Consider the following 10,296-nt stretch of genomic DNA (forward strand, 5'->3'; position numbering starts at 1 on the left):
AAATCAAATTTAAAAGTCAATTGATTGATCCGGCTGAGTTGCATGACCATGCCATGCCTTAAGTGATGTCCATTCCTCAGATTCACCGAACCAGAACGGATGATTAGGATCAAGACCTAAAGGAAGGAATACTGAACAGCATAAATACAGGCTTCCTGTATTGATATCCCTTTCACAAAGATCGCCTTGATGGCCATTCAATCCGACAAGCAGCCATCCGTTTGTGAAATTCTGGTTGCCTTCAAACAAGTTCCTTAAAACCTTGGTCAGGGCTGACCTGACTTGGGTCGGATTAATATTTTTAGGCAATACGTTCAAGAGAGCTGCCTGAGCTAAAGTATGGAAAACACCGCAACGGTAAGCGATTGATTTTCCGATAATCGGGAAAGTGCCTTCAGGAGAGATGATTCTTTCCAGCTGGGCGGAAAGCCTTGATGACCTCATCAGCTGAACATCCATGAATTCGCCGTCTGACAATCCATATTTTCTCATTACCATCAATATGTCATTTAGCATCGGATGAATAATAATGCTGTTGTAATAGTTTGTAGCGAATTCAGGGCCGTCTCCGTAAATTGCGTCTCCGATATACCATTCATCTCTGAATTTATGGATGGCATAGCTTAAACGCTCCATGTCACATTCTCCAGTGAATTCCAAGAGAGTCGCTTCAATCATTGAAGTGTATAAAAGCCAGTGGTTTTCATAAGGAGCAATGATTCTTGTATTCTTAAGTTCATCCATGATTTTAGCCTGAACATCCATTGACAAATTGAGCCAGATTTGGGTTTTGGAGCGAAGCAAACCCTGAGCAAACAATGCAATGTCTACCAAAGACTGTTTGGTCTCGTTGTAAAAAATGTAATCGTTGCTTTTTGGATTAACGGCAATTCCAATAGCCTTAAGAGTTATGTCAATGTATCTTTGACGCAGCCTGCCCTCCTCGGATCCGTCAGGACCCAGTTCAAGCCAAGGCGCAATACCATTGAATACACGTGCGAAAGCTTCAAGATAAGCATATTTCTCAGCGCCTGCAGTAGTGGATTCTAAAATCATGTTTTTCTTTAAATTATTTTTTCTAACATTATCTAAAACTGGGAAAGCTATTTTTTCTAAAGTTTCAACCCAAAAAATCCTGTCTTCCCAAATAGGGACTTGTTCTTCTTCCACGAGGGGAACTTCTTCACTTTTTTTTAATCTTCCAAAGAACTTACTCATGAAAAATATTTTGTCCAACATGTTATATAAAGTTATGATTATGCGTTGTGTGATAAAAATTGTCCTGAGTCCTAAGAATTGTCCTCACTGATACATCATATTTAAATTAATACCCTTTAATTTGATTAGTGAACTTTAATAAAAAGAATTGAGAGTAATAATATATAAGGAGGAAATAACCATGCCATTTGATTTTGATAAAGAGATTGGACAATATATGGATGCGGAAATAGATTCCTGGTTCGACCAAGAATACCTGCAAACAATAGCAGAAGAGATAACAACATTAGTTGATTATGTTCCAAAAGATATTGAAAAAAAATTACCAGACTACGAAAAAAAGAAGAAAATTCATAGCTCAATACCAGAACTTTTTAGACAGTGACTACTATCAATTAACGCAAATAGCTGATCAGATGGCCGGAGGAAGAACATGGGGCGAACACGTTGGGATTTATGATGATTTCTTCAGAAAACACCCGGAATACTCCAAATTAATTAAAGATGAAGAAGCTTACAGAAAATGGAGACTGGAAATTCCATTCTATTACACTGACAGCTATTACGAAAAAAGATTCCCCACCGAAGAATAGTTGACTTGATAATTAACCTCCAATCAAAAGTTTACTACACAAAATAACATTTCTTCCAAAAGTTAAATAGAATGTTAAACAAAATATTAATCATTACTGAGAGGTTTAATTTTATGTCAAGTACAATGTCTGAAAAAATATTAGCTAGAGCATCGGGTAACGATAAGGTTGAAGCCGGTGACATCATTATTGCAAATATCGATGTTGCAATGACCCACGATTTAACCGGACCTCTTGCGGTCGAGTCTTTTGAAAAGATTGGGGCAGACAAAGTCTGGGATTCATCAAAAATCGTGATACCCTTTGATCATCAGGTGCCGGCCGATTCCATTGATTCAGCTAATAATCATATCATAATGAGAAAATTTGTCCAAAAACAGGGCATTGAGAATTTTTACGATGTTAATGTAGGCGTGTGCCATCAGATACTTCCGGAACTGGGACATGTCGTTCCGGGCGAAGTCATTGTGGGAGCCGATTCACATACATGTACCCATGGTGCATTAGGTGCCTTTTCAACGGGCATAGGTTCAACGGACATGGCAATGGTTTTTGCTGAAGGAAATCTATGGTTCAAGGTTCCCGAAACCAACCGATTTGAAATTACCGGAGAGCTGAGGGATAACGTTTATGCAAAGGACGTCATTTTACATATCATTGGTCAGATGGGCGCCGACGGCTCAACCTATAAGGCATGTGAGTTTGCAGGTGAAAGTGTTTCAAGGATGAGCGTTTCAGACAGAATGGTGCTGTGCAACATGGCCATTGAAATGGGCGGAAAGACCGGTTTGGTAGAGCCTGATAAAAAAACGATAGAATACGTTGAAAAACGCTCCAAAAAGCCATACAAAATATTCAAAACAGATTTGGATGCCGATTCATTAAACATAATTGACATTGATGTCAGCGATTTGGAGCCTCAGGTGGCCTGTCCGAATAACGTTGACAACGTAAAAGCCGTAAGCGAAGTTGACCAGGAAATAGACCAGGTATTTTTAGGATCCTGCACAAACGGAAGAATCAGTGACTTAAGGGATGCCGCAAAAATACTTAAAGGAAAGGAAATTGCCAAAGGAACCAGAATGCTTGTAATACCTGCATCAAGGGAAGTCTATTCAAAGGCTCTTGATGAGGGACTGATAAAGATATTTGTTGATGCCGGAGCTCTGGTTAGCGCACCTTGCTGCGGACCGTGCCTTGGAGGACATACCGGAATTATCGGACCTGGTGAAGTTAGTTTATCAACTTCCAATAGAAACTTTAAGGGAAGGCAGGGCTCACCGGACGGTAAAGTCTATTTATCTTCAGCTGCAGTGGCTGCCGCTTCTGCTCTTGAAGGAAGAATTGTTGCACCGGAGGAATGAATATGAAAGGAACTGCATGGAAATTTGGAAACGACATTGATACGGACATTATACTTCCGGGAAGATACCTGATTTATACTGATGAAGAAAGACTGTCCCAGCACTGCATGGAAGGATTGGATGATAAGTTTAGCGAAAAATGCAAAAAGGGAGATTTTATTGTAGCCGGAACGAATTTCGGCTGCGGCTCATCAAGGGAGCATGCCCCTATCGCTATCAAAGGTGCCGGCGTAGCCTGCGTAATAGCTGAATCATTTGCAAGGATATTTTACAGAAACGCAACAAATGTGGGAGTTCCGCTTCTTGAAGCTCCGGGAATCAGCGATTTGGTTGATGACGGAGACGAAATCGAAGTTGACATGGACAATGGAACCATAACCTCCGCAAATGGTGAAAAAATCACTTTTAAAAAATTACCTCCATTTATGTTGGAAATACTTGAAAAGGGTGGATTAATTGAATACCTCAAAAACAAAAGAGAATAAATATAATATTGCCGTTATTCCAGGTGATGGAATAGGCCGTGAAGTAATGGAAGCTACAATTTCCGTTTTGGATGCTTTAAACCTTGATTTTGACTATGTTTACGGTGAGGCCGGTGACGAGTGCCTGGAAAAAACAGGGACTGCGCTTCCCGAAGAAACGATAGAAATCGTCAGGGCTGCCGATGCGTGCCTCTTTGGAGCTGCCGGAGAGACCGCCGCAGACGTTATTGTCAAGTTAAGGCAGGAAATGAAAATGTTTGCCAATTTAAGGCCGGTCAAGGCATATCCAAATACGAATTCAATACGTGACGACATTGACTTCATGATTGTCCGTGAAAACACCGAAGGGCTCTATATTGCAGACCAGGAAAAGCTGACTGACGAGGGAGCCGTTGCAAAGCGAATAATCACCCGCGAAGCTGAAAGCAGGATTATCGATTATGCCTTTAAATATGCTGAGGAAAACGGCAAGTCCAAGGTTACGGGAGTTCACAAAGCAAACGTTTTAAAGAAAAGCGACGGCCTGTTCAGGGAAATCTTTTATGAAGTCGGCCAAAATTATCCGGACATCGAAAAGGAAGATTTCTATGTTGACGCCACCGCAATGTATCTCATTACACAGCCTCAGAACTTTGAAGTAATCGTTACAACCAACTTATTTGGCGATATTCTCTCAGATGAAGGAGCAGGTCTTGTAGGAGGACTTGGATTAATACCTTCAGCAAATATCGGAAATGACGGAGCGCTGTTCGAGCCGGTTCACGGTTCAGCTCCGGACATTGCAGGAAAAGGAATTGCAAATCCTATAGCCATGATGCTTTCTGCTGTGATGATGCTTAGGTATTTGGGTGAAGTCGACGCCGCAGACAAAGTGGATAATGCTATTTTAAAGCTGTTGACTGATGCAAAGGTATTAACCGGAGATCTGGGCGGTAAAGCCACCACAAAAGAAGTGACAGAAGAAATTATCAGTTTATTATAGTGATTGACATGGTTAAAGAATCTGAACTGAAAGAAGGAATTAGTGCGATTATCCCAACGTATAAAGGAGAGAAGTTTATTTCAAAGTTATTGGATTCTTTAGTAAATCAAAGCATTGATTTTAATCTTTTTGAAGCCATATTCATCGTTAACGGAGAGCTTGACTCAACACCCGATATCATCAGGCAATACCAGAAAGACTATCCCGACGTTAACATAATATTAACGGAAAGTGAAAAGGGAGCCTCCAACGCCAGAAACAAGGGAATAGAAATGGCTTCAAGAGAATATACAATTTTCATTGACGATGACGATTTCATAAGCCACAATTATCTTGAAGAGCTTTACAGGTACGTTAAGCCAAACAGGGTTGTTGTCGGGTCATTTTACGATATCGATGAGGACACCGGCGAACTCAGAGACTCCTACATGACGCCGGAGTTAATTAACAATTCAGGAATCATCGAAAATCCCTACGATACGATAAAGGATGCTATCGTCATTACCCAGAACAAGGTACTACCTACCGTTAACGTTAAGGAATCATCATTCAATCCGGAACTTAAAAACGGTGTGGACATATCTTATTATGCCAATTTATACCCAGTTAACGACTTTGAGTTTTATGTGGTCGACAAAGACCTTAATGCCAACTACTACAGGCTGTGGAGACAGGGATCAATTTCTAGACAGGACATGTCCTATGATTTCAATATTACAGACCGCCTGAAGGTAATCAACGACATTAATGAAGGCCTTAAAAAAGCAAGAACGCCGGAAATGAAAAGCTTCATCGGAAGCCTTACCGGCGGCCAGATTGTAAAGATTAACAAGTATATTGAAAAGCATCCTGAAGAGTATGAGAATGTTTTAAAAGACATTATGGACTATGATTTTGATTTCTTCCCATATAAATACCTGAATGAAGACATTTCTAAATTGAATAACGAATCAAGGGAATTGATTATATCATATGCATTTTCCCCGACAAATACGACTACAAGCAACGTTGTAGCCCGAAGGATCATGTCTGAAAAGAAAAACGTTGATGTAATTTGCGCAAATCTCGATGATATGGCAAAGGATTTTACACTTGAAACGTATGTCCATGAATTTGTTGTTGAAAAACATGTTATCGAATCGAATTTTTCAACGGACTGGGACAATATTTTAAATTTTTCAAACGAAGGAATGAAGGTTCTTGGCAAATACGATAAAATATACAGCAGAGCCAATTTCGTTCATTCACACTTTTTAGCCCTTGAATACAAATTAAAAAACCCAGATACATATTGGAGAGCCGAATTTTCAGATCCATTAATTTATACATTTGATGAGAGACATTTAAGCCCTAAATTAACGGATGAGGATTATATCAATAGAATGAATGAGATTTTAAGTGAAAAAAATCTGGAATTGATTAACGCTGATGACGACATTAACTGTGTCTGCGAGTATTTGACCTTTGTTTTTGCAAACGAGATAATATTTACCAATGAAAGTCAAAAAGAAGTGATGACGGATACGTTGAGATTTGATATTGAAGACATCATCAATGAAAAATCAGTCATCTCATCACATCCTATTTTAGACCTGAAATACTACTATGTTAAAAAAAGCGATTATGAATTAGACAATAGCTACATTAATTTCGCCTATTTCGGAGTAATATTTTCAAACAGGTCATTTGAAGACTTCATTAATGCGTTTGACAATTTATCCGATGAGTACAAGGATAAGGTAAGGCTGCACATATTCAGCCCAAACAGAACGCTCTTTGAACAGCTCTTAACAAAGGAACTTCTGGAAAGGACAGTATTCAATGCAAACGTTGACTATCTGGAATTTTTAAACCTTACAACCAAATTTGACGTTTTGATTGTTGAAGACAGCTACACAAAAGGCCATTTCATTAAAAACCCTTATCTTCCATCAAAGCTTTCAGACTATAAGGGTTCCAACTCAGCAATCTGGGCTATTTGCGAAAAAGGCAGTGAAATGAGCAAGCTGGATTTTGAATACAAGAGCCATTTAAACGATTATGATGAAAACATCAATGTCTTAAATCGTATAATATCCGACAGGACAAATGCCGGCATTGAAGGGGTAAAAATCGATAAGGACGAATATGCAAGGCAGAGAACAAATCAATTGACTCAAAAGATATGTGAATTAATTGAGGTCTGCGAGTCCGAATTCAAAAAGGATGCTGCCTACGAAGCTCAAATTAATGAATTGACTCAAAGAATTCAAAATCTGGAAAAGGAAAATTCAGAAATTCTCAATTCCAACAGCTGGAAGATGACGCATAATTTAAGAAAACTTGGAAAAAAATTTAAATAACTTAAAAATGTTATATTAATTATAATTTAAGGAGATTTTTATTATGAGAAAACTTAACAGAATGCAAATGATTTCCCTATTCATTATACTTATTATGGTATTAAGTGGGGTTGCAGGATTCTTGCTTATTGTATTAGGATAATTTTATGAATGGAGGATTAAAATATGGTAAAATATGAAATTGCTGCAGTAGTTGCAGAATTTAACTATGATATTACACAAATGATGTTGGAATTAGCTACAGCTGAAGCTAAAAATAGAGACTGTGAAATTACAAAGGTAGTAGCAGTTCCTGGCGTATTCGATATGCCTCTTGTCATTAAAAAGTTATTGCAAAAAGGCGAATATGACGCTATTATCACCTTAGGTGCCGTTATCGAAGGTGCTACCGACCACGACCAAATCGTTGCACAGCATGCGTCACGTAAAATAGCTGATTTAGCACTCGAATATGATACTCCGGTAGCCTTAGGTATTACTGGTCCGGGCATGACAAGATTGGATGCTCACAGACGTGTCAAAAACGCAAAAAGCGCTGTTGAAGCCGCCATCAAAATGTGTGACAGATTAAAAGAAATTTAAGTTGATTTTATGCAGATTCTTAAACCTGAAGAGTTAAAGGAAAAGTTTTCAGATCCGTGGGTTGCACCGTATGAAAAGGTATTGACAATGGTGGACGGCGACAAGGTCGAAATCGTCGAATATCACCCTTGCATTTCCGGATCACACTGGTTAATGCACCAATACAAGAACAATTCAGAATTGATTGATGACGCTTACCGTGACGGCAACAAGCATGTTTATTCATGCCACATCGGCTCTGCTCCTCTTGATTTGCAAGCAAGTTTCAATGCTGCCGGAATCGATGAAATTCAGGTTGTCGGCGATGAAGTCAAAGTTACCCATGCAGGCCTTGCAGGCGCCGGTGTCGGAGCAGGAATGTGCAGGGGAATGGGTAAAGGCGTGAAATACATTGAACTTATAAAGTCCGGCGGAGGCTCAAAGGAAGGAAGGGCAACCGTAGTAACGCCAAAACTTGAGAAAGTTGTCATTGGCGTTGATGATACAGACGTTAAGGACGCAGGTGCAACATGGACAATGGCCCATAATTTAGGTGTTGAACTGGCCAGTGAAGGCTATGAATACCTTGACCACATTATTGTCCAGTTATATCCACACAACCCACATAAAACCCAGAATTGTGTTTCCATCGCTTTAACATTCGCCGTTGAAAGCGAAAAGAAGGAAGCATTAATCAACAGAGTCATTGAAATTTTAAAAAGAGACACCTTATCCGATAAGACTGCAATAGCCGTTCTTGAAGGTCTTGAAATTCCTGAAAAATTGCGTGAATATGCAATGGCTACAAAAACAGGAATGATGGATGTTGAAACTGCAGAGGCAACTGCCCGTGAATTGGACATTGACCTGATTGCGGTTACAGGCGAGCAAGGTAAGGTCGGCGCTCTTGCAGCTTTAGGTCTTTACAATGATGTTGAAGAAGCTGTAAAAGCCTATGGCGAGAAATAAGGGATAAATTCTCTTATTTATCTATTTTTTAATATATCTCATTGAAATTTATATTAACGAAGTAATCAGTGTCAAACTGCTTTATGGAAGATGAGTTTAAGTTATTGAATCTAAACTGGATTAGATGATTCCCGTATGTAAAATTCTGATTTTCAATTGTCGTGTTATTTAAAGTAATGCTTCCAACATAAGTGCCGTCACATACAACGGAATAGCTTTGATTTTCCAAAAAGATTCCATATGAGCTTGTAATTGTGGAGTTATCGACAATTATTTCATATCCCCATGAACCGCCTTTCGATGAGGAAATGATGTACTTTTCAATGGCTGAAACGTTGCCGCTAGCTATATTATGGTAAACAGCTGAGCCTTCAAAGATACCGATGAGCCTACTGTTCTGAATGATGAGACCGTCATCCACATCAAAGTGATTTTTGACCTCAATTGGAAGTCTTAATATATCTCTCTCGAAATCTCTTGTGCTGTTTATGAGATAGCTTTCACCATTTACAACAATCGTGTCATTTACTTTAATGCCAAGCGTCATCATTGCATCTGCTGGCATCCTTATTACATTAGATTCATTTTCAATTGCGGTGTCCACAGTGTATGGTCCTCTCACGGAAATTGTGTCATCACTGCTGTTGTCAGTGAAAATAATCAGGTTTCTTGAATTCGGCTCGATTGAAATGACACCGTTTTGAAAGCTTGCAGCACCCAAAAATGTTGAAATCATCAGAATAAGAATAAGAAGTGAAATGATTAAAGGAAAGTGAATCTTAACGAAAGATTTAATTAAATTACCGCGGGGAGTCTTCCTATACATTATTATGGACTGAACAATGACCTTGATTATATAGTAAACTGCAATTATCAGTCCAACAACAGTTGCTATGACTCCGACGGCCAATGGAATGAACTTTACGAAAAATATTGTAAAGAGTCCAAGCATGACCAGAGACAGACCCACAATTGACATACGGATATAATAACCGATATCGTCAATCATCGTTACCCTTCCGTACTTGTTGGCACGGTTCATGATAGTTCTAACCACTTCATTAGCCATTAAGTGCAAATCCTCCAAAGGAGACATGTCATGTTCGATTGCACCGATGTCGACTTCCATTATGGAAATTCCCAATACATCAGCGTCAATAACGATTCCTACGTCAACACCATAATCCTTTTCAAAATTGATTTTCTTTAAAACATCTTTTCTGGCAGCAAATTGACCGCTTAATGGCTGTTCAAAAGAGATTTCCGGGAAAAAGAAGTTCAATAGCGGTTTTGCGGTAAGTTCTGTTACACGGCCGCTTTCACGTGCAAACTTGGTTTTGGTAATTTCAGCTTTTCCAAGCAAAATAGGCTTGATCATTGCCTCGACTTTCTTTGAAGTCAAATTATGAATATCCGCATCGATAAAGGCGATAATATCACATTCGGCATTCTTATAACCGGTATAAAGAGCTTCACCCTTACCCTTATTAACCTCATGTGTAATGACAGTAGCTCCTGCATTCTTGGCTTCTTCGGCCGTATTATCTGTCGATCCGTCATTAACTACAATGACCTCATCGACACAAGAAACATTTTTAATTACTTCTACAACCTTAGCTACTGTATTTTCTTCATTAAAAGCCGGTATAATAACAGAAACCTTTTGATATTTAGGCTTTGATGTTTTTACACTAGCTAACAGAAATGCAAGGATAACAAATAACCAAGACAAATATTTCACCTGAAATAAATTTAATTCATTTATAAGTATATTTTTTTAAC

General features: G+C 38.9%; 10 protein-coding genes. 8 read left to right on the forward strand and 2 right to left on the reverse strand.

Translation table 11 applies throughout. From position 1 onward, the window contains the following. Positions 1-9: 9 nt before the first annotated feature. Positions 10-1,239, reverse strand: a complete 1,230-nt coding sequence (locus F3G70_RS06345; protein ID WP_149731862.1) for a DUF2264 domain-containing protein — start codon at positions 1,237-1,239, stop codon at positions 10-12. A 160-nt stretch (positions 1,240-1,399) separates the two neighbouring features. On the opposite strand from F3G70_RS06345, the gene F3G70_RS06350 reads away from it, so the two are divergent. The 8 genes from F3G70_RS06350 to mmp11 all read left to right on the forward strand — a co-directional run bounded on the left by F3G70_RS06350 (position 1,400) and on the right by mmp11 (position 8,514). After that, entirely contained in the window at positions 1,400-1,603 is a 204-nt protein-coding gene (locus F3G70_RS06350) for a hypothetical protein (protein WP_149731863.1), read from the forward strand. A 31-nt stretch (positions 1,604-1,634) separates the two neighbouring features. Continuing rightward, positions 1,635-1,811 (forward strand): hypothetical protein, encoded by a 177-nt coding sequence (locus F3G70_RS12060; protein ID WP_188118099.1) that lies wholly within the window; start codon positions 1,635-1,637, stop codon positions 1,809-1,811. A 113-nt stretch (positions 1,812-1,924) separates the two neighbouring features. Then, complete coding sequence (gene hacA, locus F3G70_RS06355; protein WP_149731864.1) at positions 1,925-3,175, forward strand: homoaconitase large subunit; 1,251 nt, start codon at positions 1,925-1,927, stop codon at positions 3,173-3,175. A 2-nt stretch (positions 3,176-3,177) separates the two neighbouring features. After that, positions 3,178-3,660, forward strand: a complete 483-nt coding sequence (locus tag F3G70_RS06360) for a 3-isopropylmalate dehydratase small subunit (RefSeq protein WP_149731865.1) — start codon at positions 3,178-3,180, stop codon at positions 3,658-3,660. Then, complete coding sequence (locus F3G70_RS06365) at positions 3,632-4,642, forward strand: isocitrate/isopropylmalate family dehydrogenase (RefSeq protein WP_149731866.1); 1,011 nt, start codon at positions 3,632-3,634, stop codon at positions 4,640-4,642. Before F3G70_RS06360 ends, F3G70_RS06365 begins: the two co-directional genes overlap by 29 nt. A gap of 8 nt (positions 4,643-4,650) precedes the next feature. Next, complete coding sequence (locus F3G70_RS06370) at positions 4,651-6,984, forward strand: glycosyltransferase family 2 protein (RefSeq protein WP_149731867.1); 2,334 nt, start codon at positions 4,651-4,653, stop codon at positions 6,982-6,984. Positions 6,985-7,149: 165 nt separating this feature from the next. Next, entirely contained in the window at positions 7,150-7,566 is a 417-nt protein-coding gene (ribH, locus tag F3G70_RS06375) for a 6,7-dimethyl-8-ribityllumazine synthase (protein WP_149731868.1), read from the forward strand. Positions 7,567-7,575: 9 nt separating this feature from the next. Further along, positions 7,576-8,514 (forward strand): methanogenesis marker protein 11, encoded by a 939-nt coding sequence (gene mmp11, locus F3G70_RS06380; RefSeq protein ID WP_149731869.1) that lies wholly within the window; start codon positions 7,576-7,578, stop codon positions 8,512-8,514. 28 nt (positions 8,515-8,542) lie between these two features. Here the strand turns inward: mmp11 and F3G70_RS06385 are convergent, their stop codons facing one another. Continuing rightward, positions 8,543-10,246 (reverse strand): glycosyltransferase, encoded by a 1,704-nt coding sequence (locus tag F3G70_RS06385; RefSeq protein ID WP_149731870.1) that lies wholly within the window; start codon positions 10,244-10,246, stop codon positions 8,543-8,545. Positions 10,247-10,296: the final 50 nt, after the last annotated feature.

Source organism: Methanobrevibacter millerae (genome assembly GCF_900103415.1).
GTDB classification, from domain to species: Archaea; Methanobacteriota; Methanobacteria; order Methanobacteriales; family Methanobacteriaceae; genus Methanocatella; species Methanocatella millerae.

Excerpts from the sequence above, each read along its gene's own strand:
- F3G70_RS06370 (WP_149731867.1), top strand. The coding sequence starts at position 4,651 with ATGGTTAAAGAATCTGAACTGAAAGAAGGAATTAGTGCGATTATCCCA.
- F3G70_RS06345 (WP_149731862.1), bottom strand. The coding sequence starts at position 1,239 with ATGTTGGACAAAATATTTTTCATGAGTAAGTTCTTTGGAAGATTAAAA.
- mmp11 (WP_149731869.1), top strand. The coding sequence starts at position 7,576 with ATGCAGATTCTTAAACCTGAAGAGTTAAAGGAAAAGTTTTCAGATCCG.
- hacA (WP_149731864.1), top strand. The coding sequence starts at position 1,925 with ATGTCAAGTACAATGTCTGAAAAAATATTAGCTAGAGCATCGGGTAAC.
- F3G70_RS12060 (WP_188118099.1), top strand. The coding sequence starts at position 1,635 with ATGGCCGGAGGAAGAACATGGGGCGAACACGTTGGGATTTATGATGAT.
- F3G70_RS06360 (WP_149731865.1), top strand. The coding sequence starts at position 3,178 with ATGAAAGGAACTGCATGGAAATTTGGAAACGACATTGATACGGACATT.
- F3G70_RS06350 (WP_149731863.1), top strand. The coding sequence starts at position 1,400 with ATGCCATTTGATTTTGATAAAGAGATTGGACAATATATGGATGCGGAA.
- ribH (WP_149731868.1), top strand. The coding sequence starts at position 7,150 with ATGGTAAAATATGAAATTGCTGCAGTAGTTGCAGAATTTAACTATGAT.